This window comes from Hymenobacter sp. (assembly GCF_031398885.1).
In the GTDB taxonomy this organism is placed as follows: Bacteria; Bacteroidota; Bacteroidia; order Cytophagales; family Hymenobacteraceae; genus Hymenobacter.
Genome location: NZ_JANNOD010000036.1, coordinates 19,068 through 45,867, shown reverse-complemented (window position 1 = coordinate 45,867; position 26,800 = coordinate 19,068). Strand labels below are relative to the sequence as shown.

28 protein-coding genes and 1 pseudogene are annotated in these 26,800 nt (G+C 62.0%); 15 read left to right on the top strand and 14 right to left on the bottom strand.

The window, feature by feature from the left end:
• The first annotated feature begins 71 nt into the window (after nucleotides 1-71).
• Nucleotides 72-1,553, top strand: a complete 1,482-nt coding sequence (locus RMO51_RS06130) for a hypothetical protein (protein WP_310392970.1) — start codon at nucleotides 72-74, stop codon at nucleotides 1,551-1,553.
• Nucleotides 1,554-1,705: 152 nt separating this feature from the next.
• Here RMO51_RS06130 and RMO51_RS06125 read toward each other — a convergent pair whose 3' ends face one another.
• The 3 genes and pseudogenes from RMO51_RS06125 to RMO51_RS06115 all read right to left on the bottom strand — a co-directional run bounded on the left by RMO51_RS06125 (nucleotide 1,706) and on the right by RMO51_RS06115 (nucleotide 3,662).
• Nucleotides 1,706-2,419 (bottom strand): DUF763 domain-containing protein, encoded by a 714-nt coding sequence (locus tag RMO51_RS06125; RefSeq protein ID WP_310392968.1) that lies wholly within the window; start codon nucleotides 2,417-2,419, stop codon nucleotides 1,706-1,708.
• A pseudogene (locus RMO51_RS06120) lies at nucleotides 2,391-2,840 on the bottom strand (DUF763 domain-containing protein); the annotation flags it as partial. The gene RMO51_RS06125 and the pseudogene RMO51_RS06120, both read right to left, overlap by 29 nt.
• 81 nt (nucleotides 2,841-2,921) lie before the next feature.
• Nucleotides 2,922-3,662, bottom strand: coding sequence for a class I SAM-dependent methyltransferase (locus RMO51_RS06115; RefSeq protein WP_310392967.1), 741 nt, complete (start codon nucleotides 3,660-3,662; stop codon nucleotides 2,922-2,924).
• Between the two features lie 158 nt (nucleotides 3,663-3,820).
• On the opposite strand from RMO51_RS06115, the gene RMO51_RS06110 reads away from it, so the two are divergent.
• Together RMO51_RS06110 and RMO51_RS06105 are read left to right on the top strand one after the other, a co-directional pair.
• Entirely contained in the window at nucleotides 3,821-4,432 is a 612-nt protein-coding gene (locus RMO51_RS06110) for a MarR family winged helix-turn-helix transcriptional regulator (RefSeq protein WP_310392966.1), read from the top strand.
• A 15-nt stretch (nucleotides 4,433-4,447) separates the two neighbouring features.
• Entirely contained in the window at nucleotides 4,448-5,044 is a 597-nt protein-coding gene (locus RMO51_RS06105; protein ID WP_310392964.1) for a DNA-3-methyladenine glycosylase I, read from the top strand.
• 113 nt (nucleotides 5,045-5,157) lie between these two features.
• On the opposite strand, the gene RMO51_RS06100 is transcribed toward RMO51_RS06105, so the two are convergent.
• On the bottom strand, nucleotides 5,158-6,267 hold the full coding sequence (locus tag RMO51_RS06100) for a DNA topoisomerase IB (RefSeq protein ID WP_310392963.1): 1,110 nt from the start codon (nucleotides 6,265-6,267) through the stop codon (nucleotides 5,158-5,160).
• Between the two features lie 103 nt (nucleotides 6,268-6,370).
• Between RMO51_RS06100 and RMO51_RS06095 the strand changes: the two genes are divergently transcribed.
• A complete protein-coding gene (locus RMO51_RS06095) occupies nucleotides 6,371-7,483 on the top strand; it encodes a phosphatase domain-containing protein (RefSeq protein WP_310392961.1) in 1,113 nt (370 codons plus the stop codon).
• 138 nt (nucleotides 7,484-7,621) lie between these two features.
• Here the strand turns inward: RMO51_RS06095 and RMO51_RS06090 are convergent, their stop codons facing one another.
• From RMO51_RS06090 to RMO51_RS06080, 3 genes are all read right to left on the bottom strand, one after another.
• Nucleotides 7,622-8,095: a nuclear transport factor 2 family protein gene (locus RMO51_RS06090; protein WP_310392959.1), complete on the bottom strand. Its 474-nt coding sequence runs from the start codon at nucleotides 8,093-8,095 to the stop codon at nucleotides 7,622-7,624.
• A gap of 195 nt (nucleotides 8,096-8,290) precedes the next feature.
• Nucleotides 8,291-9,052: a monofunctional biosynthetic peptidoglycan transglycosylase gene (gene mtgA, locus RMO51_RS06085; protein WP_310392957.1), complete on the bottom strand. Its 762-nt coding sequence runs from the start codon at nucleotides 9,050-9,052 to the stop codon at nucleotides 8,291-8,293.
• A gap of 448 nt (nucleotides 9,053-9,500) precedes the next feature.
• Nucleotides 9,501-9,779: a hypothetical protein gene (locus RMO51_RS06080; RefSeq protein ID WP_310392955.1), complete on the bottom strand. Its 279-nt coding sequence runs from the start codon at nucleotides 9,777-9,779 to the stop codon at nucleotides 9,501-9,503.
• 300 nt (nucleotides 9,780-10,079) lie between these two features.
• Between RMO51_RS06080 and RMO51_RS06075 the strand changes: the two genes are divergently transcribed.
• A complete protein-coding gene (locus RMO51_RS06075) occupies nucleotides 10,080-10,715 on the top strand; it encodes an LON peptidase substrate-binding domain-containing protein (RefSeq protein ID WP_310392953.1) in 636 nt (211 codons plus the stop codon).
• Between the two features lie 50 nt (nucleotides 10,716-10,765).
• Here RMO51_RS06075 and RMO51_RS06070 read toward each other — a convergent pair whose 3' ends face one another.
• Together RMO51_RS06070 and RMO51_RS06065 are read right to left on the bottom strand one after the other, a co-directional pair.
• Complete coding sequence (locus RMO51_RS06070; RefSeq protein ID WP_310392951.1) at nucleotides 10,766-11,578, bottom strand: M48 family metallopeptidase; 813 nt, start codon at nucleotides 11,576-11,578, stop codon at nucleotides 10,766-10,768.
• Nucleotides 11,579-11,695: 117 nt separating this feature from the next.
• Nucleotides 11,696-12,451, bottom strand: coding sequence for a murein L,D-transpeptidase catalytic domain family protein (locus RMO51_RS06065; protein ID WP_310392950.1), 756 nt, complete (start codon nucleotides 12,449-12,451; stop codon nucleotides 11,696-11,698).
• 138 nt (nucleotides 12,452-12,589) lie between these two features.
• Between RMO51_RS06065 and RMO51_RS06060 the strand changes: the two genes are divergently transcribed.
• Nucleotides 12,590-12,997, top strand: a complete 408-nt coding sequence (locus RMO51_RS06060) for a hypothetical protein (protein WP_310392948.1) — start codon at nucleotides 12,590-12,592, stop codon at nucleotides 12,995-12,997.
• Between the two features lie 50 nt (nucleotides 12,998-13,047).
• Here the strand turns inward: RMO51_RS06060 and RMO51_RS06055 are convergent, their stop codons facing one another.
• Both RMO51_RS06055 and RMO51_RS06050 read right to left on the bottom strand, forming a co-directional pair.
• On the bottom strand, nucleotides 13,048-13,458 hold the full coding sequence (locus RMO51_RS06055; RefSeq protein ID WP_310392946.1) for a hypothetical protein: 411 nt from the start codon (nucleotides 13,456-13,458) through the stop codon (nucleotides 13,048-13,050).
• 176 nt (nucleotides 13,459-13,634) lie between these two features.
• Nucleotides 13,635-14,105: a DUF4199 domain-containing protein gene (locus RMO51_RS06050; RefSeq protein WP_310392944.1), complete on the bottom strand. Its 471-nt coding sequence runs from the start codon at nucleotides 14,103-14,105 to the stop codon at nucleotides 13,635-13,637.
• 288 nt (nucleotides 14,106-14,393) lie between these two features.
• Between RMO51_RS06050 and RMO51_RS06045 the strand changes: the two genes are divergently transcribed.
• Both RMO51_RS06045 and RMO51_RS06040 read left to right on the top strand, forming a co-directional pair.
• Nucleotides 14,394-16,016 (top strand): ATP-binding cassette domain-containing protein, encoded by a 1,623-nt coding sequence (locus RMO51_RS06045; RefSeq protein WP_310392943.1) that lies wholly within the window; start codon nucleotides 14,394-14,396, stop codon nucleotides 16,014-16,016.
• A gap of 93 nt (nucleotides 16,017-16,109) precedes the next feature.
• Nucleotides 16,110-16,952 carry a hypothetical protein gene (locus RMO51_RS06040; protein WP_310392941.1) on the top strand — a complete coding sequence of 281 codons (843 nt, stop codon included), beginning with the start codon at nucleotides 16,110-16,112 and terminating at the stop codon, nucleotides 16,950-16,952.
• Between the two features lie 85 nt (nucleotides 16,953-17,037).
• Here the strand turns inward: RMO51_RS06040 and RMO51_RS06035 are convergent, their stop codons facing one another.
• On the bottom strand, nucleotides 17,038-17,202 hold the full coding sequence (locus tag RMO51_RS06035) for a lmo0937 family membrane protein (protein WP_310392986.1): 165 nt from the start codon (nucleotides 17,200-17,202) through the stop codon (nucleotides 17,038-17,040).
• A 203-nt stretch (nucleotides 17,203-17,405) separates the two neighbouring features.
• On the opposite strand from RMO51_RS06035, the gene RMO51_RS06030 reads away from it, so the two are divergent.
• Nucleotides 17,406-18,293, top strand: a complete 888-nt coding sequence (locus RMO51_RS06030; RefSeq protein WP_310392939.1) for a 3-hydroxybutyryl-CoA dehydrogenase — start codon at nucleotides 17,406-17,408, stop codon at nucleotides 18,291-18,293.
• A gap of 175 nt (nucleotides 18,294-18,468) precedes the next feature.
• Complete coding sequence (gene msrA / locus RMO51_RS06025; protein WP_310392937.1) at nucleotides 18,469-19,005, top strand: peptide-methionine (S)-S-oxide reductase MsrA; 537 nt, start codon at nucleotides 18,469-18,471, stop codon at nucleotides 19,003-19,005.
• Nucleotides 19,006-19,183: 178 nt separating this feature from the next.
• Here the strand turns inward: msrA and RMO51_RS06020 are convergent, their stop codons facing one another.
• A complete protein-coding gene (locus RMO51_RS06020) occupies nucleotides 19,184-20,005 on the bottom strand; it encodes a 2,3,4,5-tetrahydropyridine-2,6-dicarboxylate N-succinyltransferase (RefSeq protein ID WP_310392935.1) in 822 nt (273 codons plus the stop codon).
• 82 nt (nucleotides 20,006-20,087) lie between these two features.
• On the opposite strand from RMO51_RS06020, the gene RMO51_RS06015 reads away from it, so the two are divergent.
• From RMO51_RS06015 to RMO51_RS05995, 5 genes are all read left to right on the top strand, one after another.
• Complete coding sequence (locus RMO51_RS06015) at nucleotides 20,088-21,266, top strand: glycosyltransferase (RefSeq protein WP_310392934.1); 1,179 nt, start codon at nucleotides 20,088-20,090, stop codon at nucleotides 21,264-21,266.
• A gap of 111 nt (nucleotides 21,267-21,377) precedes the next feature.
• Nucleotides 21,378-22,388, top strand: coding sequence for a beta-ketoacyl-ACP synthase III (locus tag RMO51_RS06010; RefSeq protein ID WP_310392932.1), 1,011 nt, complete (start codon nucleotides 21,378-21,380; stop codon nucleotides 22,386-22,388).
• A gap of 110 nt (nucleotides 22,389-22,498) precedes the next feature.
• Nucleotides 22,499-23,161 (top strand): metal-dependent transcriptional regulator, encoded by a 663-nt coding sequence (locus tag RMO51_RS06005; protein ID WP_310392930.1) that lies wholly within the window; start codon nucleotides 22,499-22,501, stop codon nucleotides 23,159-23,161.
• Complete coding sequence (mnmE, locus tag RMO51_RS06000) at nucleotides 23,158-24,579, top strand: tRNA uridine-5-carboxymethylaminomethyl(34) synthesis GTPase MnmE (protein WP_310392929.1); 1,422 nt, start codon at nucleotides 23,158-23,160, stop codon at nucleotides 24,577-24,579. Before RMO51_RS06005 ends, mnmE begins: the two co-directional genes overlap by 4 nt.
• Before the next feature lie 144 nt (nucleotides 24,580-24,723).
• The gene (locus RMO51_RS05995) at nucleotides 24,724-26,010 is read left to right on the top strand and encodes a citrate synthase (RefSeq protein WP_310392927.1); all 1,287 of its coding nucleotides are present in this window, start codon (nucleotides 24,724-24,726) and stop codon (nucleotides 26,008-26,010) included.
• Nucleotides 26,011-26,140: 130 nt separating this feature from the next.
• Here RMO51_RS05995 and RMO51_RS05990 read toward each other — a convergent pair whose 3' ends face one another.
• The gene (locus RMO51_RS05990; RefSeq protein ID WP_310392925.1) at nucleotides 26,141-26,515 is read right to left on the bottom strand and encodes a hypothetical protein; all 375 of its coding nucleotides are present in this window, start codon (nucleotides 26,513-26,515) and stop codon (nucleotides 26,141-26,143) included.
• Nucleotides 26,516-26,800: the final 285 nt, after the last annotated feature.

Here is a 26,800-nt window from a genome sequence, read left to right as displayed (position 1 = left end):
GGCCCAATCGCATTGCCCTTTTTCCCTTGATGCTGCCCGGCTTTCCCTTTACTCGTTTGCTGTTCTGTGGAATGCTGGTTGCGCTGTGGGGCACGGGCTGCGTCCGCAAGCAATACTTTCAGTCCGATGCCCGGCCCGCGGCCACGCGCCCGCTGCCCGCGGCGGCCGACAGCGTGCGCGGCGCCACCGCCGGCCGGCAGTATGCCCGGCCCGGCCGCCTTTACCAGGCCCTGGTGGGCCGGCACCACCGCCGCACCTGGGCCGCGCCCGTAACCGTACCCGTGCTGCGCTTGGCGGCGGCCCGCCCCGGGGGCCTCACGCCCGGCAAAGTCGGCGGCGGATTTAACAGCACGAGCCTGGGCCTGAACCCAACCAATGGCCCGGCCTACGTGCTGCGCACCGTGGACAAGGACCCCATTCGGGCCACGCCTTTCCTCCTGCGCGGCACTTTTCTGGTTAACCTCCTGCGCGACAACATCTCCTCCACCAATCCCTACGGCGCGTTGGTGGTGCCGCCGCTGGCAGCGGCCTTGGGGGTAGCGCACGCCTCGCCCCGGTTGTTTTACGTGCGCCCCGACGACCCGGCTTTTCAGGGAGATTCGCTTCGGCTGTTTCGCGGGCAGCTCGCTTATCTGGAAGAAAAGTTGGCCCGGCCGCTGGACATCCCGGGCGGCGCCGCTGAAGCAATGAACAGCACCGAAGCCTTCGGAGCAGTGTTTGCTGGTCCTGGCCAACGTCTCGACCAGGTGGCCCTGCTCCGCGCCCGCCTGCTCGATGCCTGGCTCGGCGACTGGGACCGGCACCCCGGGCAATGGAACTGGGCCGGGCGGGCGGCCCTGGAACCATTGCCGAAAGACCGCGACATGGTGTTCTACCGCCTCGACGACGGCGTGCTGGGCTGGTTGATTGGCCACGTGTTTCTGCGTCACTGGACCAGCTTTCATCTGCGCTACCCCCACCCTGCTCACCTGTTTTCAAACGGTCATTACCTCGATACCCGGGGCCTGAACGGCCTCTCGCGGACCCAATTTCAAGCCACGGCAAGGCAGATGCAGCGGCAACTCCCCGACACGCTCATTAGCCGGGCCGTGCGCCGGCTGCCGCCCGCCGCCTTCGCGTTGGAAGGACCGGGTAGCATCGCCGCGCTGCAAGCCCGGCGCGACGCCCTGCCCGAGCTGGCAACTGCGCTTTACCAGCAACTGAGCCGCCGGCCGGTGGTGGGCGGCACCGCGCAGGACGAGCGGTTTGAAATCCACCGCTACGCTGATTCAACTACTGTCGCGGTGTTTTCAGAGGCCACAACTATTCCGAGTTATCGGCGCACGTTTTACTCCGCCGAAACCCGGCTCATTCAGCTGGAAAGCTTGGGCGGCAACGACACTTTCGTGGTCGAAAACCACAGCAAGGCCCAGTCCGGCAGGCAAATCCGGCTTCGGCTGTACGGCGGTGCTGGCACTGACAAATTCCAGAGCAAAACGCGCACTCCGGGAGTTAATTTTCGCCAGAATGCCGCGGCGGCCAAGCGGGCCTACGACCGGCTGCCGGAAGAATGAGCGCGTTGCTAATGTCAGCCCGGACTATGGTGTGACGACCCTCTTCGCAGTTGAGCTGCACCACGCTGCGTCGACGGCAGGCTTCGGCCTGCACCCCGGCTCAGCTTATTCAGAGTGCCGTAACGGTCGTCTCCCCACCCCAATTCAGAACATTAAAACAAACGAAGCTGGCCGGTTTTGAGGGGCTTAGCGTTGCCTTTGGCCGAGCGTCCCCCATACTTCCAGGAGTCGTCGCGCTCTTTTTGCAGCACCTGTTCAAAGTTGTTGTTGGCGGTGAAATCCTGCTCGGCACGCTCGGCGACGCGGTGTAATTTTTTGAGGGCTTCCTGCTTGTCGGTGTGGCCGATTTTGGCCTGCTCGACGGTCTGGCGCAGGGCCGAGATGGTTTGGTCGTAGACGTGGGTGGGCACGGGGAAAGGCCGGCCGCCCTTGCCGCCGTGGGCGAACGAGAAGCGGGCGGGGTCGGTGAAGCGGGCGGGAGTGCCGTGGATGACTTCGCTTACCAAAGCCAGTGATTGCAGGGTGCGCGGGCCGAGACCAGGCAGCAACAGCACGTCGTCGAAGGTGGCCGGGGCCTGCTCCTGAGCCAGGTAGAGCACCGCACCCAGGCGTTTAAGGTCCACGTCGGCAGCGCGCACCTCGTGGTGCTGGGGCAGCTTCAGGTGGCGGATTTCGCGCAGCATGCGGGCCGGCTCTTCGGCCCGCATGCTGCAGGATGGCGGCCTGGGCGGGCTGGGCCTGCTTATCGACCAGGTTAAGAATCTGGCCCTGCGGCTCGCCGCAAATACCCGCGTGGGGGTCTTCAACAAAAGAAGCCATGCCCGGCGAATGCCAGTGGTAGCGCCGGGCGCTGGCCGACTGCCCACGCATTCCTTGCTGGACCACCGCCCACTCGCCGCTGCGCGCCACCACGAACGAATGCAGATAAAGCTGGAAGCCGTCCTGCACGGCCGTGTTGTCCACTTTGGCGCTCAGGCGGCTGGCGCGGGCCAGGACCGCGCCGTCGAGGCCGGTGCGCTCGCCCACCCGCAGCAGTTCGGCGGGGGTTTGGAGCGAGTGCTTGCCCTTGCCGCCGCACACGTAAAGACCCAGCTCGTGGGCGCGGGGGGTGAGGCCGCGCTTGAGCGCGCCCATCACGGCGGTGGTCACGCCCGACGAGTTCCAGTCCATGCCCAGCACCGCCCCGAAGCTCTGGAACCAGAACGGGTCGGAGAGACGGGCCAGAAAGCCGGCGGGCCCTTCGGCTTGCAAAATGGCCTCGGTGATGGCCACGCCCAGGCGGCTCATGCGCTCGGCCAGCCAAGGCGGCACCGCGCCGGAGTAAAGGGGCAAATCGGCGGAACCGGAGTGCTTCATCATCGCGGCAAGTTAGGCTGGTTTGGTGGCAACTACCATCCACATAAGGCCGTAGGACTGCGCGATGTACGACTTCGGCGGCTGCACCCGCAGGCCGGCTTCGGTGAGGATGGCGGCGTATTCGCGGGTGCCAATATAATCAGAGAGCAGGACGGTGCCACCGGGCCGGAGCACGCGGGCAATTTCGCGGCAGGCGGCCCCGCGACCGGCCGCGTCTTCGATGTTGTGGATGCAGAGCAGCGAAACGATGACATCGAACGAGTGGCTGGGAAAATCGAGCTGGCGCGCGTCCTGGTGCCGCAGGGTGACGCGGTCGGCCACGCCTTCGAGCTGGATATTGCGCTCGGCACGGGCGCGGGTGTTGTCCGAGAGGTCGGCCGCCTGCCAGATGTCCACGCCCGTTACGTGCCCGGTGGTAAGGTGCTTGGCTGCGCCCACGGCCAGAAAGGCCAAGCCGGTGCCCACGTCGAGTACCTGCTCGTGGCCGGTCCAGGAAATCATGCGCAGCATTTGGGCGCGGTGGTTGAACTTACCCCGGACCCCGTAAGCCAGCATTGCCGTGCCGAACGCGGCGCACCCAAGCGCCAGGACCAGCAGCGGCCCCCGCACCAATCCCGGATGGGAACTGAGCAACGGCAGGCTGGGCAGGAACCACCCGGCGATGGCCGCGGCGACGGCCAGCAAGAAAAAGGTGCGAATGATGCCGGGAGCGTCAATGCCGTAGTTGGGGGTTGTGGGTTGGTAACCAGACATGGCAGGCAGGAGAAAAAGCGAATTGAAAGAACATTTGAAGCAGTAACACCGTTCTGTGCTTACTTGCCTCAATAGTGAGCGAAAAGTTAACGCACCCGGCCTCTCGTTGTTTACCCACTTCTGAAATATTTTTCTCATAACTGAGCTACCTTAATCAGATGCCTGTTTCTTCCTCCAGCCTCGTGCCCCTGATTCAGCAGTGGGAAGCCTACGCGGCCGAATGCACAGCGGCCGGTGCGGAGCCGGCCCTGGCCCCGTTCGCCGGCTGGCTGAGCCGGCAATTGGCCGTGCCGGTCCTCGACGAACCAGCGGATGCAACCGACGCGCAGTACGGGCACGTGCGGCTGGCCGACAAGGTGGGCATCCTCATCTGGCGGCTTTCGCGCTTCATGCGGGCCTCGTTCAAGCAGCATTTCGCCGCGTCGCCGTTGCAGAGCATCGACGAATTCTCGCTGCTGGCCGGGACGCACTACCTGGCCGGACCGACCAAGACCCAGCTCTTTCAGCACGACCTGCTGGAAACGACCACCGGCCTGCAAATGCTGGCCCGCCTGCAGCGGCAAGGCCTGGTGGCCGAGACCGCTGACCCGGCCGACCGCCGGCGAAAGCGCGTGGCCCTGACCCCGGCGGGGCAGGCAGTGCTGGCGCAAGCGGGCAAGCAGATGGACTACATCGCCGACGACTTGTTCCATCACCTGTCCCAGGCCGACTTGGAACAACTCGAAAGCCTGCTGCTTCGCCTCAATCACTACCACACCGCCCGCGGCTAGGCCGCTCCCACCCGCATGAGCCTGACTCGGTGCACCTGGTTCGAGCAAACCAAGCAATTGCGTGATTTTCACGACCAGGAATGGGGCGACCCGGTAGCCGATGCCGACGTGCTGTTCGAGTACGTGGCGCTGTACACATTTCAGGTGGGCGTCGGCCTGCGGGTGGTGCTGCCCAAGCGGGAGCAGTTCCGCGAGGTGCTGGCCGGTTTCGACCCGGCGCGGCTGGCGCGCTTCACCCCCTACCAAGTTGATGTGCTGCTGGATGACCCGCGCATCATCCGCAACCGGCGCAAGCTCGAAGCGGTGGTGCAAAACGCCAGCGCCTGGCTGGGGCTGCTAGCGGCGGAAGGCGGCGAGGCCGGGGTGTTAAAGTTTTTTTACGGCTTTGTAAGCGGGCGGCCGGTAGACAGCCAGCGGCCCGACGGACAGGCGCCACCGCTGCACACGCCCGCCGCCGAAGCCTTGAGCCAAGAGCTGAAGCGGCGGGGCTTCGCCTTGCTGGGGCCGGCCACCTGCTACGGGCTGATGCAGGCGGCGGGACTGGTGAATGACCACGCGGTGACGTGCTACCGGCACGGGGAATGCCAACAGCTGGGCCAGCAAATGAAATAGTGCTTCGTCTTTTTTAAAGGCCCTCGTCGAGCGAGTGCGAGCTTGTCGATTAGGTCCCCGGCCCGCTTTCCCTACCGGCACTTTGCGTTTCTGCCTATCATTACGAGCCCGTGCTAAGCCGTTTCCAGCATGTTCAGCACCAAGCGCTCGGTGGGCGAAAGCAGGTCGCCGGGTTGGGCTTCGGCATCGTGCTTGCGCAGGTAGTCAATCAGTTGGCCGGCCTTGAATAGCTCCACCACCTGCGGGTGAATGTAGTATTTGGAGCACACGGTGGGCGTGTTGCCCAGGCCGGTGGCCACCTTCTTCACGGCTTTTTTCACCACTTTTTCGGGCGCCAGGTCCGGCTCTTCGCGCAGCACGGCTTCGAGGCATTCGGCCATTTTCACGGTGCCGCCCCAGGTTCGAAAATCCTTGGCCGACAGCGCCAGTCCGGTGTGCCGCTGCAGGTATTCGTTCACGTCGCCCGACTCCAGGGCGTGGCGCTGGCCATCGGCCGAGTAGTACTGAAACAGGTGCTGGCCGGGAATTTCCTTGCACTTGCGCACCAGGCGGGCCAGGCGGGTATCGTGCAAGGTCACGTCGTGCGCCACGCCCTTCTTGCCCACGAAAGTAAAGTTGACGTCGCCCCCCTCAATGGCCACGTGCCTGTCGCGCAAGGTGGTCAGGCCGTAGCTCTTGTTCTTTTTAGCGTACTCCTGGTTGCCCACCCGAATGAAGGACTGGTCCATGAGCGTGAGCACCAGGGCAACCACCTTTTCGCGGTCCAGAGCCGCGCGTTTCAGGTCCTTGTTGAGCTGCTCGCGCAAGGGAGCGAGCTGTTCGCCGAAAGTGCGCAGGCGCGAAAATTTGGTCAGGCTGCGCATTTCGTCCCAGGCCGGGTGGTAGCGGTACTGCTTGCGGCCCAAGCTGTCGCGGCCGGTTACCTGCAAATGGGCGGTGGGGGCGGCGGCAATCCACACCTCGGTCCAGGCCGGCGGAATCACGAAGCTGCCGATGCGTTCGAGCGTGGTAGCGTCCGTGATTTTGTGTCCCCGGGCGTCGTGGTAGGTGAAACTACCGGCCCGGGTGGGCTTGCGGCCCAAACCCGGGGCCTGGTCGGTGGCGTAGCGCAGGCCCGCCATCTGGGCCTGGCGGGCGGGGTCTTTGTACACAATGTGCGCCTCGTCTTGCGGCAGCAGGCTTTTCTTACGGGTTTTGGCGCGGGGCGCGGGGGCGGTGGGCATGGAAAAAAAGTGGGCTCGCGTGGTCGGGGATGCTCGTTCTACGCAAGCGGCTTGGCCGCGGCCATTTTCAGCGCCTCTGCCCCGCCGGCCGTAGGTTTGCCGCATGAAGCTCCTTGAGGCCCTGTCCGCCTTCACCGAATGGACCGACCACCTGTTCACCCGGTATCGGGCCAAGACGGGCCGGCTGCCGCCGCTGCAGCTCGACGCTTACCGCAGCTACGGTACCGCCGCCAGGTTCTACATCAAGGGCCGTCTGCTGGCCGACCCCGGCCTCGCCCCCCAAACCGCCGCCGACTCGCGCTGGCGCAACTTCCGCAGCATGGTGCGGCGCTTCAACAGCCGCGAAGTGGCCGGGGCCGACCTCGTGGCCGAGCTGCCCGACGGCACCCAACATTTGGTCACAACCGACGACGAGGGCTACTTCACGCTCATCATCGAGCCCCGGGCCCTGCCCGCCCCGGTGGCCTACCTCTGGTACCCGGTGCCGGTGCGGCTGGCGCGCCTGCCCCCGCAGTTCCGGCCGCCGCTGCCGGAGGTGCACGGCGCGGCCAAGGTGCTGGTGCCGCCGCCCGGCGCGGAGTTCGGCATTATCTCCGACCTCGACGACACGGTATTTGAAACCATTGCCACCAACGTGCTCAAGATGCTGGTGCGCACTTTTTTTAGCAACGCCCACTCCCGCCTGCCCTTCGTGGGCGTGGCCGAGTTCTACCAGCGCCTGCAGCGCGGCCGTACCAACCGGCCCGACAATCCTTTTTTCTACGTCAGCAGCAGCCCGTGGAATCTGTACGACGTGCTCGAAGAGTTCATGGGCATTCACAAGCTGCCGCCGGGCCCGCTCCTGCTGCGCGACCTCAGCATTGCCCGCCCCAAAACCACGCCCCCGCCCGGCGTCACGGGCTCGGCCGCGCTGCACTTCGCCCACAAGCTGCACGAAATCGACGACCTGCTGGCCACCTACTCCCACCTGCCCTTCGTGCTGCTCGGCGACAGCGGCCAGGAAGACGCCCGCATCTACCGCGAAGTGGTGCGGCGCCACCCCGGCCGCATCCGGGCCATCTACATCCGCGACGTGCAGGTGCCCGCCCGCGCCCTGCTCGTGGGCCCCATTGTTGAGGAACTGAAAGTGGAGGGCGTGCCCATGCTCTTGGTGCCCGACTACGCCGCCGCCGCCGCCCACGCTCTTACGCTGCGCTTAATTGAGAATGGGGAATGACACTGCGCTTAGTGAGGAATAAGGAATGAAGAATGAAGAATTTATGCCCGATTCCTCATTCCTCATTCCTCATTCCTCATTCCTCATTCCTCATTCTTCATTCCTCATTCTTCATTCCTCATTAAGCGCAGCGCAGCGTCACTCGCTGTTGGTGTGGTCGGCGGCAACCACCCATTTGCCCTCAATCTGCCGCAGCACCAGGAGGAAGTGCCCGCCCAAATCGCCGGCCACGGGCCGGGTCAGGTGCCAGCGGCCCACCGCCTGCGCCGCGCCCGGCGCCACCAATGTTACCCGTAAGCCACTGAAATCAAGCTGGCCCATGGCGGCGGCATTCGGGTAGTTTTTCTGGTAATTGGCCAGCGTGGCCTGCCAGCCGTAAGTCGGCCCCTTTCGGCCGATAAACACCAGCGAGTCAGACTTCCAGTAGCTCTCCATGAAACCGGGGATGTCGCCCCGGTTCCAGGCCGCAGTCTGGGTAGTGAGCAGTTGCACAATGGCGTTTCGGGCGGCGCCAGGGTCGGTTTGGGCCGTCGGACGGGTACCGGCACAGCCCCCAACGGCCCCGCAGCTCAAGCCCAGGAAGCTCATCAGCACCACCAGTTGCTTTTTCATCGCGCGAAAGGGTTGGATAATTGATAATTAAAAATGTCCAAGTTGCGCAACTGCGCTCATCAAGGCAGCTTCGCGTTTGAGGCGAGAAGGTGAGCGTTAAAATTCAGACGGCAATAATTTTAACGCTCAAACTTTTTGCCGCGAACGCACACCGATCTGAACCATCCGAGTTGCGCTTTTGACTGAAGAGACTCGTTACTTCAGCATCTCCGCCACGTAGCGGGTCCCGCCCAGGCGGCGCATGTTGCGCAGCACGCGCTGCTGCTTGGTTCGCGCCACTGGCCCCGGATTGGAGGCCCGGAAGCGCAGCGGGTTGGGCAGCACGCCGGCCAGCAGGGCGGCTTGCGCGGGCGTCACCTGGCTGGCGGACTTGCCAAAGTAGCGCTGGCTGGCGGCCTCCACCCCGAACGTACAGTCGCCCATCTCGGCCACGCTCAGGTACATCTCCATGATGCGTCGCTTGCTCCACATAAACTCAATCAGCACCGTGAAATAAGCTTCGGCGGCCTTGCGCACGTAGCTGCGGCCCTGCCACAGAAACACGTTTTTGGCCACCTGCTGCGTGATGGTGCTCCCGCCCACGATGCGCGTACCGTCGCCGTTCCAGTTGCGCTTGGCCGCGTTGGTCAGGGCGTCAAAGTCAAACCCGTGGTGGAGCAGGAACCGCTGGTCTTCGGCCGCCACCAGGGCCAGGGGCACGGCCGGAGCCACTTCGGCCAGGGTGCGGAACTGGTAGCGGATGCGCCGGGTCTGCGTTTGAATGCCGTAGTAGCCGTGCCCCACGGGCGCGTGGGCGCGGCGGTCCAGCATCAACCAGGTGGCGGGCGGCGCCACCCACCGGTAAATCAGCACCCACGCCACCGACGCCAGAAACAGCGCCGCCGCTACCTGCAGCAGCAGGCGGCTGGTTTTTTTGAGCAAAAGGGAAAGGCTGGGCAAGAGGGTGGCGGACGGCATTGGGGCAAAAGTAGCGGCGTGCGCGGGGTTTCACCGTTCACTCCTACCTTTCGGCCCGGCCCCACCCGAAGCCGGCTTGTTGAGCTTCCTCATTTTTCCCACCGGCTGCGCCACCACGAGCCGCTGCCCATTAATTTCAACAACGACTAACAACTACCACCCCATTCCGCTGCGGGCATCGGGCGCGCAACTGCCAACGTTGGAAGATAAAGTCTCGGCAACGGTCCTGTAAATCACCAGTCATCCGGGCTAATTCGGCAGGCAGGTTCCAGAACAATGCAAACGCAGATTATCATTTATCACGAAGCAGAGCATGCGAAAATCAGCTTGCGTCTGCCCGCCCCGGCCATTTTTTTGCGCGGCCGCCGCAGAACCCCGCTACCCGATAGCAAGGCATAAAAAAGACCGCTACTTGTTAAGCAGCGGTCTTCTCATCATTACATCGCCGTTAGGCGTTGCTGAGGGCGCCGGCGTTCTTTTTATCAGTTTGCATGAGCACATCGGCTAGTTGCTGCGCAAATTCTTCGTTTTTAACGGTCAGGTCGTACAGCACCTTCTCATTGGAAGTCTTCACCGCAACCATGTAAGGATTTGCCTCCATGTCATCGTTGGTGTTCTTTGTGACGATGACCGACACAATTTGATTGAGGTTCAAATAGTGGACTTCCTGCCCATCGAAATCAACTTTGTAGAATGGCATTTGACTGGAATTAAGGGTGGAAAACATTGCGAATGCAGGAGGCTATACTCCAAGGAATTTGATTTAGTTGTCGTCGCAAAGCAGACTGTCCAACCGCAACCAACCAGTTTGCGCCCCGCCTGGGGCAGCCAATGGGAACAAAACAAGCGGCGGCCGCTTGGGGTAGCTACGGGGATTGCCGGATTGTGGCAGCTGCGGCATTCCCCGGGCTGGCACCCGTTGCGCCCCGGCGCACCCCTGTAGTAATTTGCCGCCGTGCATTCGTCTTAATTCATTTTTATTGATACCTGTTTTTGTAGCAGTAGCCAAAGAATAGCAACTACCCGCATGTCACGTCTGATTCCGCTGTTTCCGCTTAACCTGGTGGTTTTTCCCGGTGAAAAACTCAACCTGCACATCTTCGAGCCGCGCTACCGCCAGCTGGTGCGCGAGTGCATCGAGCAAAACACCACCTTTGGCATCCCGCCCTATCTGGATAATTCGCTCAGCGAATTAGGCACCGAAATGCGTCTGCTCAGCGTGGAGCAAACCTATTCCAGCGGCGAGCTCGACATTCGCACCAAGGCCGTGGGCGTGTTCCGCATCAACAAGTTTTACCGCCAGGCCCCCGGCAAGCTTTACGCCGGCGGCCAGGTCGAAGACGTGGTGCAGGACGACGTGGCCGACCCCGTGCTGCGCGAAATCATCACCAAGCAAGTCCGGCAGCTCTACGAAGCCCTGGGCCTGCGCAAGCTGCTCCTGGAGCTGGCTCCCAACTACTGCATTTTCGACGTGGCCCACCACATCGGCTTCAGCACCGAGCAGGAATACCAATTGCTGGCCACCACCAGCGAGCAGGAGCGTCAGGAAATCGTGCGCGACCACCTCGACACCATCCTGCCCGTCGTCCTCGAAACCGAGCGCCTCAAGGAGCGGGTGCGCCTCAACGGCCACTTCAAAAACCTGACGCCGCCTAACTTCTAAATAATGAGGTGATGAGATGAAGTGTTACCCACCTTTCGCCTCATCACTCCTTAATTCTTCAACCCAGCGGGCACGCCCTGCGGAAATTCTGCCGCAATTTCCCTTTCCAGCTCGCCAATCCGGTTGCCGGGGTCGGGATGGGTGCTGAGAAACTCCGGCGTGGAGCTGCGCCCCCCCTGCTGCGCCAGAATGTTCATCACCTCAATCATGGCGCGTGGGTCGTAGCCCGCCTTGGGCGTAAAATCAACGGCCAGCTTGTCCGCTTCCAGCTCGTCGTTGCGGCTGAAACGCATGCCGATAACCTTGGCGATGGCCGCCGCAATGGCCGCTTTGGCAACGGAGCTGCCGGGGCTGTTGGGATCGTAGGAAGCAATGGTGGCCGCGCCGGCCAGCCCCTGCGTCAGGTTGGACTTTGCCACCTGCGCCGCCGAGTGCCGGCCCACCACGTGGCCCACCTCGTGGGCCAGCACCCCGGCCAGCTGGGCCTCGGTTTTCAGGTTTTTCAGCAGGCCCTGGGTAATAAAAATCTGGCCGCCGGGCAGCGCGAAGGCATTAATGGTCTGGTCGTCGGCCAGCAGATGAAACTGGAATTTGTAGGGCGTTTGGCCGGCTTTGGTGGCGGCAATAATTCTTTGGCCCACCCCCTGCACCGCGGCCGTGGCGCGGGCGTCGGGGCTTTCGCCGCCGTACTGAGCGGCCATTTCCGGCGCGGCCTGCAGGCCCAGGGCTATTTCCTGGTCGGCGCTCATGCTCACGTGCTGGGTTTCGCCGGTTACTTCGTTCTTCGAAGTATTGAAGTAGTAGCTGAAAAGAGACACCGCCGCCACGACGATGGCAATGATGAAGCGCAGATTGAGACGCATGGCACTATACGGAAGGGTGGGAACGGGTAAGCCGCCGGCAACGCGTGCCGGGGGGCTGGCCCAATGCGCTTTTAACGCGCCCGCTCCATTCGGGTTATTCCCCGCGCCGCCGCTTGCTCAAAGCATGGTGGCGTACGCGGCCACGGCCGTGTCCGTGTTCAGCCACCGCGAGCGGTAGCCCGCGCCCGCCGGCCCGTGCAGATACAGCACGCTCCCGCCCTGGATGGCTTTCACGATGGCCGTGGTTTGGGCCACGGGCAAGGCGGGGCAGCCCTGGCTGCGGCCCAGGCGGCCGTGCGCCTTCACAAAATCCTCGCACACGTACTCGGCCCCGTGCACCACCACGGCCCGGCTTTCGGCGTTGGTGTTGAAGCCCGGGTCGAGCCCCTCCAGCTTGAGCGACAAGCCGTGCTTGCCCGTGTAAGTAGTAGATGCCGTGCGGTAGAACCCCAGGCTGCTCATCTCCGAGCCGCCTTTGTTGGAAAACGCCAGCGGCACGTCGGCCCCACTGGCTCTGCCGTGGGCCACCAGGGTATGAAACAGCACCTTGCTTTTCTCCACGTTGATGACCCAGAGCCGCTTTTGCTGGCTGGGCCGGCTGAAGTCGATGAGTGTGAGCACGGGCGGGGTCGTGGCGCGGCTGTCCGCGCGCCGCAGGTTGTAGTACCCCACCAACCCTTCCCGAAACACGGCCAGCGGCAGGCCCGCCGCCCCCAGGCCCATGGCGGCATACAGCTGCGCCGCGCGTTGTTCAAAAGCTGCCTGGAAGTAGGCCCGGCGGATTGTAAGTGGCCGCGAGGTCTGGGCCGCAGCGGGCGAAGCCGCCGCCAGCCACGCGAGCAGCAACCCCATATTAAGCAATTTAATCAGCATCGGGCGGTAACAAACTAATGGAAGCAACTTCGGTTTTGAATTCGGCACTATACAAGCTTAGTCCAAAAATAGTGCTTATTTTCGCCAGATATCGGTGCCTCTTCCTACTTTCTTCTTATTTTACAGCTACTTCCCCTCATGTTTTTATTTCGCAGGCTGTTGATGGCGACCGGAATAGCTGCGTGCGGCCTGCCGGCGGGCTGCGGCCACGCGCTGCCCCAGCTGCCGGGCTTCGACGCGGCAGCCTGGCGCGCCGACCCCTACGCCTGCCGCGACCAGCGCCGCGTGGCGGTGCCCGTGCTGGTGCGCAACAAGGAACGGCTCTACGAAGCCCGTGCCAACGACGTAACGGCCCTGCTGGGCCCCCCCGACGAAGAAGAACTGCGCGCCGGCACCGAGAAAGTATACTACTACTACCTGGAGCCCGGCACCCAGTGCGAAGCCCGCCACGCCCGTTCGGGAGCCGCCTGTCTCAGCCTCCGTTTTGGGCCCATCGGCACGGTTACCGAAGTCCTGAGCGACCCGTTGGCTTCGCAAACCCCATAAAAAAAGGCTCCCCAATTGCTTGGGGAGCCTTTTTTATCAAAACAGGTCAATTAGCCCAGGCCGTTGCCAGTGTTGGCGGGTACAGTTGCGGGTTGTTCGTTCTGCTGCTGCAGTTGGCTGAGCTGGGAAGGGGTCAGAATGCGGCTGCACTCCTGCTCGAACTGGGCTTCCAGTTCGGCCGTTTTGGCGGCCCGGGTGGCTTCATCGTTTTTGTACTGGCGGTTGATGTTTTTCAAACCGGCAAGCCTGGTGCGATTCAGCGGCAGAAGCTTCAAAAACTGCCCTTCGTTGAGATGCAGACGATTGGTCATGTCCCGGGTGATGGTCAGGGCATCGCCGGCCGGGGCCCGCCCCACGGTAGGCGTGGCGCGCTCCGAATGGCGGTCAGACATCTGCGCCCGTGCCGAGAACGAAACCAGGGCAAAGGCAAAAAGCAAGGTGGCAGCGATGGACTTGCACATACAACGGGTTAGAGCGGGTATGGTAGTTAAGTTTTGCCGCTAAACGCATGCAAGATAGCGTTTATTTTCTAATAAATCTAATTTTTCTAATAATAAATAGCAATAACCTGTTGTGGTGTCACTGAAACGGCTTTGTCTACAGTCTGTTCAAGTTGGGTCATTACCCCCTGGAAAAACTAGTCCAGGCTGGTTATGGGCTGATGGTCGGGGCTTTTGAAGTACTGCATGGCGATGAGGGAGGTGATGACCCCCGTCATGGTGCCCAGAAGAATGATGCCGAGGCCGCCGATGAGCACGCCCAGGTCCGCCCCGAATAAGTCGCGGGCTTCAATTTGCTGCACTGCCGACTTGCTGATGCTGCCCAAAAGCCAAAAGAATGCGCCCAGCAGCACCGATGCCGTGAGGGCCGTGACAATGCCCGTGCTGAACCCCTGGAAGTACGAAAGCCGGTTGCCGCGCGCCCGCTTCATGCGCATGATGGCGAACACCACGCCCCCGGCCAAGATGACGACGTCAAGGGTGCCGGCCTCGATTTTATCAAGAAAGCCGGCCAGGGCGGCAATGCCGGTATACACTATCAGGACAGCCGCGGTGAGCAGGCCCGTGCGAATGCCGTTGGATTCAGAAGTAAGTTGCGTGTCGGCCATGACCGGGGAAACTAAATATGGGTGGAGAAAGGCCGGCGTTGCCAGCAGTCGCGTTTTTATACTCGTTTTCGGCTTCAGAAGTTATGAGAAGGGCTTTTTTTTACGGAAGCCGCGCACCCGCCGGCAGCGGCAGCGGGCACTAATTTGACTGCTAGTTAGTTATTTCGGCCCAACCGGACCACTGCTTTGCTGGCCCCGGCTTGGGCCCGGGTCCTGTTGCGTAATTTTGCGCCCTGCCGCGCATGGGTGCGCGGGGTTCGGGAGCTACCGCTACTATTTATTGACTGAATGATTTCCACCACCAACGTAAGCCTGCGCTACGGCAAGCGCATCCTGTTTGAAGACGTTACCGCCAAGTTTCTGCCCGGCAACTGCTACGGCCTCATCGGCGCCAACGGCGCGGGCAAGTCCACCTTTCTGAAGATTCTCTCCGGCGAGCTGGAGCCCAACACCGGCTCGGTGGAAATGCCCGCCGGCCAGCGCCTGGCCGTGCTCAAGCAGAACCAGTTTGCTTACGACGACCAGCCCGTGCTGCAAACCGTGATTCAGGGCCACCAGCGCCTGTTCGCGGTGATGACCGAGAAGGACGCCCTCTACGCCAAGGCCGACTTCAGCGACGCCGACGGTGAGCGCGCCGCCGTGCTGGAAGGGGAATTTGCCGACCTGGAGGGCTGGAACGCCGAATACGAAGCCGCCGAGCTGCTTTCCGGCCTCGGCATTGTCGAAGACAAGCACCACGCGCTGATGGCCGACCTCGGCGCCAGCGAAAAAGTGCGCGTGCTGCTGGCCCAGGCCCTGTTCGGCAACCCCGACGTGCTGCTGCTCGACGAGCCGACCAACAACCTGGACGCCGAGAGCGTGCTCTGGCTCGAAAATTTTCTCGACGGCTTCCAGAACACGGTGATTGTGGTGAGCCACGACCGCCACTTCCTGGACGCGGTGTGCAACTACATGGCCGACCTGGACTTCGGCAAAATCACGATGTACCCCGGCAATTACTCGTTCTGGTACGAGAGCAGCCAGTTGGTGCTGCGCCAGCGCCAGGATGCCAACAAGAAAACCGAAGACCGCCGCAAAGAGCTTGAAGAATTTGTGCGTCGTTTTTCGGCCAACGCCAGCAAGAGCAAGCAGGCCACCAGCCGCCAGAAACTGCTCCAGAAGCTCACCCTGGAAGACATCAAGCCCAGCTCGCGCCGCTACCCCTACATCGCCTTTAAATCGGAGCGCGAGCCCGGCAACCAACTGCTGAGCGTGGAGAACCTGAGCGCCCGGGTCGACGGGCAGACGGTGTTCAAAAACGTGAGCTTCACGCTCGACAAGAAGGACAAGGTGGCCATTGTGGGGCGCGACGACCGCGCCGCTTCCCTCATGTTCGACATTTTGTTTGGCGAAGCCACCCCGGCCACCGGCGAGCTTAAGTGGGGCACAACCATCACGCCGAGCTATTTTCCAAAGGAGAATAACGACTTTTTTAGTTCGGGCGAATTAAACCTTGTCGACTGGTTGCGTCAATACTCCGAGGAAAAGGACGAAAGCTTCATCCGCGGTTTTCTGGGCCGGATGCTGTTTTCGGGCGAAGAGTCCCAGAAGAAAAGCAACGTCCTGAGCGGGGGCGAAAAAGTGCGCTGCATGCTCTCGAAGATGATGCTGCAGAGCGGCAACGTGCTGGTGCTCGATGACCCGACCAACCATTTGGACCTGGAAAGCATCACGGCGCTGAACAATGCCCTGCGCGACTACCCCGGCTCCCTCCTGTTTGCTTCGCACGACCTGCAATTCATCGAAACCGTGGCCAACCGCATCATCGAACTCACGCCCGACGGCATCCTGGACCGCCGCATGAACTACGAAGAATACCTGGCCGACGAAACGCTAAAATCGCAGCGCCAGAAGATGTACAAAATGGCTTAGCGCCGCGCAGGCAAGTTGCGGAACAATAAATTTCCTTCGCGGGCGCTTTCACCTCACCCCGCTGCTTTCCGTTTTCCTTACTCATTTATCCCCATGAAACGTCGTCTGCTTCCGTTGCTGTTGCTCGTGGGCGTTGCCAGCCTGCCCGCCCACCGTGCCCTGGCGCAGGACAAGCCCGTGCTGAATTCGGCTCCTCCCGGCCCACCGCCGGCCGCGCCGCGTCCCGAGCCGGCGCCGGCACAGACGCCCGCGCCCGCCGTGGAACCAACTGCGCCCCGCCCCGCCCCGGACTCCCCCGCGGCGCAGCCAACACCTCAACCCACTCCCGACAGCCCCTCGGGACTCAATTTCCCGAGTCGCACCGGGCCGGGAACGGGCAGCAAGGCCGACCAGCCGCAAAAAAAGAAATTCATCTACACGAATTTTGGGCTTGGGTACACTTCCAGTGACCTGGCTCAGTTCAACGTGAGTGCAGCGCCGGCGTTGGGGTTTCGGCTCACTGACAAGTTCGCAATCGGGCCGGGAATTTCTTATGCCTACAGCAACTTCTCGTTGTCGCAAGAAAATTTTATTAATATATACGGCTTTCCCTACCCAAGTCCGAATGGCAGCTTGACCCCAAGTGGCTCCAACAATCTTTCTACCAGCAGCATCGGCGTCAAAGCTTTTGCGCAGTACATCGTATACAAGGAGTTTTTTGTACACGCTGAATACGAGGTAACCAACGCTCAGTTGCCTTACCGGGATGACAATTTATACTTCTACAAACAAAACAAAACGGTGACAACCGCACTTGGTGGCATCGGGTATCGGTCTTACGTGGGCGAAAACGCGGCCGTTGATATAGTTGGTCTTTACAATTTTAATAGCTCACTCTATTCGTTGTATCCCGGATTTGTTCTGCGATTTAGCTTTCTGTTTAACATCGGGAAGTAAGCTATTGAGACTGCTTGCACACAAAAAAGCCGCTCCATATCTGAAGCGGCTTTTTTGTGCTTTCTACTGACTCGGTTTTGAGCTATTACACAGGATTCCGGCCGCTGATTACACGCAGAAGCACGGCGATGATGGCAATGACCAGCAGGACGTGGATGATGTTTCCCATCCCAAAGCTGTTGAAGCCGATGAAGCCAGCGAGCCAGATGATGATGAGGACGACGGCGATAATGTAAAGGAGATTGCCCATGACGAAAGATGAAAAGAAGGGGTGAAAGAAAAGGGGGAAGGCTTTTGCGGCATTGTACGCGGCCTCCGGTAAAAGGATATAATTATCTGGAAATAGTCGGGCGGCGGGCAAACAAAAACGCAAGTTGGTGGTGGGGCAGTAGCTTTGTCCGGGCGGTCCCTGGCCGCTTTTTTTCTTCCCTCTCCCCTTTTTCCCGCTTGTATATGAACGTCGCCGTTATTGGCTCCGGCACCATGGGCAATGGCATTGCCCACGTGTTTGCGCAGCACGGTTTTGCTGTCGCCCTCATCGATATCAGCCAGCCGGCCTTGGACCGCGCCGTGGGCACCATCACCAAAAACCTGGACCGCCAGGTAGCCAAAGCCAGCCTGAGTGAAGACGACAAGGCTGCCACCCTGGGCCGGTTGCATACCTTCACCTCGCTCGAAGCCGGCGTGGCGGGCGCGGCCCTGGTGGTGGAAGCTGCCACCGAAAACGTGGACCTGAAGCTCCAGATTTTCCGCGACCTGGACCAGTACGCCCCCGCCGACGCCATCCTGGCATCCAATACGTCTTCCATCTCCATCACCAAGATTGCGGCCGTAACCAAGCGTCCGCAGCAGGTGATTGGCATGCACTTCATGAACCCCGTGCCGGTGATGAAGCTGGTGGAGGTGATTCGCGGCTACGCCACCTCCGATGCCGTGACGGCGCGGGTGATGGACCTGGCGCGCCAACTGGGCAAAATCCCCACCGAGGTGAACGACTACCCCGGTTTCGTGGCCAACCGCATTCTGATGCCCATGATTAACGAGGCCATCATTGCGCTGTTCGAGGGCGTGGCCGGCGTGGAAGAGATTGACACGGTGATGAAGCTGGGCATGGCCCACCCCATGGGCCCGCTGCAACTGGCCGACTTCATCGGCCTCGACGTGTGCCTGGCCATTTTGCGGGTGCTGCACGAGGGCCTGGGCAACCCTAAATACGCCCCTTGCCCCCTGCTGGTAAACATGGTGATGGCCGGCCGCCTGGGCGCGAAGTCCGGCGAAGGCTTTTATCAGTACGCCCCCGGCTCGAAGGAGCTGGTGGTAGCCGAGCGGTTCCGGCGGTAGGGCAAAGCGCCCCGCCGCGCCGGCCGAAGTTCCCGTACCGCGTAGTTGGGCAAGCGGTACGGGAACTTCGGCCGGCGCGGCGGGGCTTTCCTTTTCCAAAATCCGATGTAAGGAAATAACCCGCGCGGCGTCTAACGCGTTGTAATTTATTCCCGACAAACATTCTCCCTATTTTATGGAATTAGCAACATTCGGAGCCGGCTGCTTTTGGTGCGTCGAAGCCGTATTTCAGAATTTAAAAGGCGTTGAAAAAGTGGTTTCCGGCTATGCCGGGGGCCGCAATAAAAACCCTACCTACAAAGAGGTATGCAGCGGCCTGACGGGCCACGCCGAAGTCATCGAAATTACGTTTGACCCGGGCGTAATCAGCTACAAAGAGCTGCTGGAAATTTTCTGGAAAACCCACGACCCCACCACCCTCAACCGCCAGGGGGCCGACGCCGGTACCCAGTACCGTTCGGTGATTTATTATCACAGCGACGAGCAGAAGCAGCTGGCCGAGCAGTACAAGCAGAAGCTCAACGAAGGCCGCGCTTTCCCCGACCCCGTGGTCACGGAAATCACGGCCGCGCCGGAATTCTATCCGGCCGAAAACTACCACCAGAACTACTTCAACCTGCACGGCCACGAGCCCTACTGCCAGTTTGTGGCTCGGCCCAAAGTCGACAAGGTGAAAGCCCTGTTCGGCGAGAAACTGAAGGCGGGGGTCTGAGCCGCGGATTGGTCGGAGTCCCCGGATTTTGGTAACGATTGACGAAGAGTAGTCAAAACAAGAAAAGCCGCTCGTGTGAGCGGCTTTTTTTACGAAGCGAGTACGCCCCGGACAGGCTGCTGGCTCATGGGATGGGGTAATAATCCCTGAAATCAGGGGATTCCGACCAATCCGCGGTTCAGACAGACACCCCGAAGTCCCGCAAGGCGTCGTTCAATGACGTTTTCAAATCGGTGCTCGGTTTGCGTTGGCCAATGATGAGGGCGCACGGCACCTGGTACTCGCCGGCCGGGAACTGCTTGGGGATGGAGCCAGGAATTACCACCGAGCGCGGCGGCACGTAACCGCGGTACTCCCTGGGCTCGGGGCCCGTCACGTCGATGATTTTGGTGCTGCCCGTGATGGTAACGCCCGCGCCAATTACGGCCTCCTTGCCGATGCGGCAGCCTTCCACCAAAATGCTGCGGGAGCCAATGAAGGCGCCGTCTTCGATGATGACCGGGGCTGCCTGCACGGGCTCCAGCACGCCGCCCAGGCCCACGCCGCCGCTCAGGTGCACGCCCTTGCCCACTTGCGCGCACGAGCCCACGGTGGCCCAGGTGTCGACCATCGTGCCCTCGCCCACGTGGGCGCCGATGTTCACGTAGCTGGGCATGAGGATAACGCCGGGAGCCAGAAAAGCGCCGTAGCGGGCCGTGGCGGGCGGCACTACGCGCACTTGCTGGCCGGCGTAGTCGGTTTTGAGGCGCATTTTATCGTGGTACTCGAAGGGACCCACGGCCTGGGTCTGCATCTGCTGCAAGGGAAAGTACAGGATGACGGCTTTCTTCACCCAGTCGTTCACCAGCCAGTCTTGGCCGTCGGCGGTGGGCTCGGCCACGCGCAGCCGGCCCTTGTCCAGCTCTTCAATAACGTGCGCAATGGCGGCCACGGTGTCGGGGTGTTGGAGCAGGGCACGGTCGGCCCAGGCTTGCTCAATCAGGGTTTGGAGGTCGGACATGGGGGTGCGAGGTAAGCAACTGCGAAAGCCGCCGGAGAATGCCGGGGCTTCTTAGCAGCCGCAAAACTAGCATCTTTGGCCCGTGCTCGGACCCGATTCTTCTCGTTTGGTGGTGCTGCTGGCTTCCGTATTGAAACCGGTTGACGATACCCGCATGCGGGGAAAGTTTGCCGAAACCTTGTTGGAGCGCCCCCATACGCAGGTCCACGTGGCCGGCCGGGACGCGGTGGCCAGCCTCCGTTCCGCAACCGCTGCCGGCCACCCACGAATTTTCCTGCACCCCATTTTTGCGGGGTCGCGGCTCAGCCTGGGCCGGCTGGCGGCGCAGTGGCGCTACTGGCGGCTGCTGCGGCGAGTGGCCCCGGGGCTGGTCATCGTGCACGCGCCGGAGCTGCTGCCGCTCACCGTACTCTGGCAGCGCTTGGGCCGCGGCCGCAGCTTCGTTTACGATGTCCGGGAGAATTATGCCCTGAACGTGTCGACCCAACGCGTGTACCGCGGGCTGGTGCGCCGCGGCTTGGCCAGCGGGCTGCGCTGGGTCGAAACCCGGGCGGCCCACCGGGCCGCCGGAATCATTCTGGCCGAAGCGAGCTACCGGGTGGAGCTGCCCTTCTTGGGCGCGGTGCCGGCGGGCCGCCTCGTCGTCCTCGAAAACAAGTACCACCCCGCCCCGGGTGAAGCGCCCCTGCCGCCCCCCCGGCCGGCGCCCACCGCGCCGCTGCGGCTGCTGTATTCCGGCACCATTTCGGAGCTCAACGGCGTGGGGGAAGCCATTGCCTTCGCCGCCCAAATGAGTCGTGCGTGGCCCGCCGGGGCGCACCTGGCCATCGTGGGCTATTGCCAGCAGCCAGCCTTGCTCCGAAAGATTCAGGAAGCAGTGGCCCAAAATCCTGCGGGGCTGACCTTGGTGGGCGGCGCCGAACCCGTGCCCCACGCGCGCATCGTGGCCGAAATTGGCCGCAGCCACGCGGGCCTGCTGCCCTACCGGCCCCACCCCAGCACGGAACGCTGCCGGCCCACCAAGCTGTTTGAGTACCTGGCGCACGGCCTGCCCATCATCTCCTCCCCCAATGCGCTGTGGAACGACTCGCTGCGCCAGCATGGCGCCGGCCTGCAAGTAGACTTTGGCCGACCGGTTGACGGCCCCGCGCTGGCGTCGGCGCTGCAACACCGCGTCTTCTACCCGGCCGGGGCGCCCGCCGATGCGCGGTGGTCGACCGAGGGTAAAAAATTGTGGCTTTTTCTGGATTCTCTCATTTAACCTGCCACCTTTGCGCCCATTTTACGCCAACTACGCGGCCTGGCGTGAAATCAAAGCATCAATAGCAAAGTCGGTTTTTCTCATCACGTATTCCTCATCCCTCCTCAGTTCATGGCAACTTTACGTCATTCTTACATCGCCGGAGTCGGCCATTACGTCCCGAGCCGGGTTGTGACAAACGCCGAACTGGAGCCGATGATGAACACCTCCGACGCCTGGATTCAGGAGCGTACCGGTATTCAGGAGCGGCGCTGGTTTGAGGAAGGCAAGGACACCACGGCCAACATGGGCGCCCACGCCGCCCGCCGGGCCCTGGACATGGCGGGCGTCGCGCCCAACGACGTGCAGCTGATTGTGTTTGCCACGCTCTCGCCCGACTATTTCTTCCCTGGCTCCGGCGTGCTGCTGCAGCGCGAGCTGGGCATGACCAACAACGCCCCGGCCCTGGACGTGCGCAACCAATGCTCCGGCTTCATCTACTCCCTGTCGGTGGCCGACCAATTTGTGCGCACCGGCATGTACGACACCGTGCTGGTGGTGGGCTCCGAAATCCACTCTTCCGGCCTCGACAAGTCCCCCAACGGCCGGGGCGTCTCGGTCATTTTCGGCGATGGCGCCGGCGCGGTGGTTCTGCGGCCCGCCCCGGCGGAAGGCCAGGGCCTCCTGAGCACGCACTTGTACGCGCAGGGTGATTACGCCGAGGAGCTCATCGTGAAAGAGCCCAGCTCGAACCGCGACAACCGCAACCAGCGCATGATGGAAAACGAGCAGGACCTCTACCCGTACATGAACGGCCAGAACGTGTTCAAGCACGCCGTGGTGCGCTTCCCGCAGGTCATCAAGGAAGCCCTCGACCAGAACGGCTACCAGCCTGCCGACCTCGACCTGCTCATCCCGCACCAGGCCAACCTGCGCATCACTCAGTTCGTGCAGCACAAGATGGGGTTGACCGACGACAAAGTGTTCAGCAACATTCAGCGCTACGGCAACACCACCGCCGCCTCGGTGCCCATTGCTTTGAGCGAAGCCGTGCAGGAAGGCCGCATCAAGCGCGGCGACCTGGTGTGCCTGGCCGCTTTTGGCAGCGGCTTCACCTGGGCGTCGGCGCTCATTAAATGGTAGCCACGATAATTAAAAATTGAGAATTAAAAATTAAAAATAGGGGCCGGAATGGGTCATGCGCGCATTTACCCTGATTTTTAATTCTTCATTTTTAATTTTTAATTCCATTCATGCCCAGCCACACCGAGGAAAATTACCTTAAAGCCATCTACAAGCTGGCCGAAGCCGAGCCGGATGCTGCGGGGGTGAGCACCAACCGCATTGCCGCGGCCCTGGCCACCCGGGCGGCTTCGGTGACGGACATGCTGCGCCGGCTCGCCGACAAGGGACTACTAGCCTACGAGCGCTACCGCGGCGTGCAGCTCACCGCCGAGGGCCAGCGGGTGGCGTTGCTCACCATCCGCAAGCACCGGTTGTGGGAGGTATTTCTGGTGCAGCAGCTGGGCTTCAATTGGGACGAGGTGCACGAGGTGGCCGAAGAGCTGGAGCACGTGCAGTCGCCGCTGCTCATGCGCCGGCTCGATGCCTTCCTGGGCCACCCGGCGCTCGACCCGCACGGCGACCCCATTCCGGCCGAAGACGGGGCCATGCGCCGCCCCGCGCATCGCCTATTGGCCGACCTGGGCGTGGGCGAGCGCGGCACGCTGGCCGCCGTCAAAAACACTTCCGCGCCCTTCCTTCAGTACCTGGATAAAGTTGGCCTGCAGCTCGGCGCCGCCATTGAAGTGCTGGACAAGGTAGCGTTTGATAACTCCTTTGAGCTCTGGATAAACCACGAGCGCACCGCCTTGGTCTCGGCCGAGGTCAGCCGCAATTTGTTTGTAACGCAATGACCCCGCTTTTCTCGGACACCATTGCCGCGCTGTCGACGCCGCTGGGCGCGGGCGCGCTGGCGGTGGTCCGGCTCTCGGGCCCGGCCGCCGTGGAAATTACGTCGGGCATTTTCTCCAAGAAAAACCTGGCCAACCAGCCCGGCCACACCCTGCACTACGGAGCCCTGCGCGACCCCGCGACTGGCGAAATCGTGGACGAAGTGGTGGTGGCCCTCTACCGCGCTCCGCGCTCCTTCACCCGCGAAGACACCGTGGAAATCAGCTGCCACGGCTCCGACTACGTGGTGCGCCAGGTGCTGGCCCTGCTGCTGCGCCAGGGCGCCCGCCTGGCCGAAGCGGGCGAGTTCACCAAGCGGGCCTTCCTGAGCGGGGCCCTGGACCTGGCCCAGGCCGAAGCCGTGGCCGACCTCATCGCCGCCGACTCGGCCCTGAGCCACCGCGTGGCGCTGAACCAGTTGCGCGGCGGCTTCTCCCAGGAGCTGCGCGACCTGCGGGGCCGGCTCGTCGCGTTTGCCGCGCTGCTGGAGCTGGAGCTGGATTTTGGCGAAGAGGACGTGGAGTTTGCCGACCGCACCGGGCTGGCCCGCCTGCTGGCCGACGTGCGCGGCGTGGTGGCCGGGCTGCTCCGCTCCTTCGAGCTCGGCAACGTTATCAAAAACGGCATCACGGCCGTCATCGCCGGGCGGCCCAACGCCGGCAAGTCCACGCTGCTCAACGCCTTGCTGCGCGAGGAGCGCGCCATCGTATCGGCCATTCCGGGCACCACGCGCGATTTTATTGAGGACGAAATCAGCATCGACGGCTTGCGCTTTCGCTTCGTGGACACCGCCGGCCTGCGCGACAACCCCGCCGACGAGGTGGAAGCCATCGGCGTACGCCGGACCCGGCAGCGGGTGCGGCAAGCGGCGCTGCTGCTTTACTTGTTTGACCTGACCGAAATGAGCCCGCCCGAAGTGCTGGCCGAAATCCAGGAACTCACCGCGGGGCTGGCGCTGCCCGTGCTCGCCGTCGGCAACAAGACCGACCTGGCCACCCCCGCCGCGCTGGCGGCTTTTGCAGCCGGGTTTCGGGCCGCCACCGCCGGCCCCGCGGCGGGGATGCCGCTGGTGCTGTTGGCGGCGGGCCAGAACCACGGCCTACCGGAGCTGCAGACGGCTTTGCTGGCCCAGGTGCGGGGCTCGGTGCTGGAAAACACGGCGTCGGCCACCATCGTCACCAGCGTGCGCCACGCGCGGGCCCTGGAAGTGGCGGCGGCGCACCTGGCGGCGGTGCAAGCGGGCCTGGACACCGGCCGCGGCACCGAGCTGCTGGCCGCCGACCTGCGGCACGCCCTGGCCGCTTTGGGAGAAATCACCGGCGAGATTTCCTCCGAGGACCTTCTGACCAGCATTTTCACCCAATTCTGCATTGGGAAGTGACGGATGGGGGCCGACCCACGGTTTTTTCCCGAACCTCCGCTCCCGTTCCGGGGTAATAAGGGCCAAGCCAACGGCCGGGAAATTTCCCGGCTCGCGGCTTATGCCTTAGTTTCGCGTTGAATTTCTCTCTCATCCCTCCCGCCCATGGCAGAATCTGCTGAACTTATCCTCGACGGCAAATCCATTAGCTTGCCCGTCATTGAAGGCACCGAACACGAAAAGGCATTTGACATCGGCAAGCTGCGCGACCAAACCGGCTACGTCACCCTGGACTCGGGCTACAAGAACACCGGCGCCACCAAAAGCGCCATCACCTTCCTCGACGGCGAAGAAGGCATCCTCCGCTACCGCGGCTACCCCATTGAGCAACTGGCCGAGAAGTCGAGCTTCCTGGAAGTGGCTTACCTGCTGATTTACGGCGCGTTGCCGACCCAGGCCGAGTTCGACGACTTCAAGTACCGCATCACCCAGCACACCCTCATCCACGAGGACATCCGCAAGATTCTCGACGGGTTTCCCTCGTCGGCGCACCCCATGGGCATCTTGTCGTCGCTGGTGTGCTCGCTCACGGCGTTCTACCCCAAGAGCATTGCCCCCGAAATCAGCAAGGAAGAGCTGGATTTGAACATCGTGCGCCTCATGGCCAAGATTTCGACCATCGCCGCCTGGAGCTACAAAAACTCGGTGGGCCACCCGCTCATCTACCCGCGCAACGACCTCGACTACTGCGGCAACTTCCTGTACATGATGTTCAGCTTCCCCACCGAGAAGTACCAGCTGAACCCCGTGGTGGTGAGTGCCCTCAACAAGCTGCTCATCCTGCACGCCGACCACGAGCAGAATTGCTCCACCAGCACCGTGCGCCTCGTGGGCTCGGCTAACGCCAGCCTCTACGGCTCGGTGTCGGCCGGCATCAACGCCCTGTGGGGCCCGTTGCACGGCGGTGCCAACCAGGAAGTGGTGGAAATGCTGGAGGCCATCCAGGCCGACGGTGGCAACACCCAGAAATGGGTCGATAAGGCCAAGGACAAGAACGACTCATTCCGCCTCATGGGCTTCGGCCACCGGGTGTACAAAAACTTCGACCCGCGCGCCAAAATCATCAAAGTAGCCGCCGACGAGGTATTGAAAGCCCTGGGTATCAACGACCCGCTGCTGAAAATTGCCGGCGAGCTGGAGCAGGCCGCCCTCACCGACCCGTACTTCGTGGAACGCAAGCTGTACCCGAACGTGGACTTCTACTCGGGCATTATCTACCGGGCGCTGGGCATTCCCACGGAGATGTTCACGGTGCTTTTCGCCATGGGCCGCCTGCCCGGCTGGATTGCCCAATGGCGGGAAATGCGCGAAAACAAAGAGCCCATTGGCCGCCCCCGCCAGATTTACACCGGCGAGCTGGAGCGCGACTACCAGGACATCAGCGCCCGGTAAACGGGTTTCTGGTTGTTCGTTTCTGATTGCTAGTTGCCCGAACCATCCGCGTGGTTCGGGCATTTTTTTGGCTCGGCTTCAACGCCCGGCTTTAACCAGAAACCAGACACGAACAACCAGCACCCTGCTCCTACTTCAACCGGTGCGCGGTGAAGTTGGTGCGCAGCTTGTGGTAAGCCACCAGCTGCTGGGGCTTGAGCAAGTTGATGAGCTCAATTTCGTAGCGCTCCTGGGCCAGCGCCAGGCGGTTGTCGCGCTCTTCGGCGCTGGCCCCGTTGAGCAGGATTTCCAGGTCGCGGCGCTCCGTGAGCATGTTCAGGTGCAGCTGCTTCACGGCCAGGTACTGAGCCTCGTTGAAGTGAATGCGATGCGCCAGGGCCCGGGTGAGGGTGGTAGCGCGGCTCATCATGGCGTGAGAGTAAGCGCCTTCGCCAGGGCCCGCGACAGCGGCCGGGGCCGCGCTCACACCCACAGCAATGCACGTGGCCAAGAACAGGTTTTTCATGGGTTGGGGAATGATGGTAAAAATGAGTGAATGACCAATTCCTCAGGGTTTGGCCGATTCAAACGTAAGCAGGATATTCTGTTGAATGGAAAATATTCTTTTTGTCATTTTTTTAATTAATTGATTTTTCTTGGTGCGTATAAACCTCTCACAGATAACGAGTAACGTGATTTTAAAAAAACCCGGTGATGAAGCAAAAAAAAAGCTCGCCAACGGGCGAGCCATATTTTTTTGAGCACAAATCCTATTAAATTTTCACGTTTTTAAAGCCTCACTTTAGGTAAA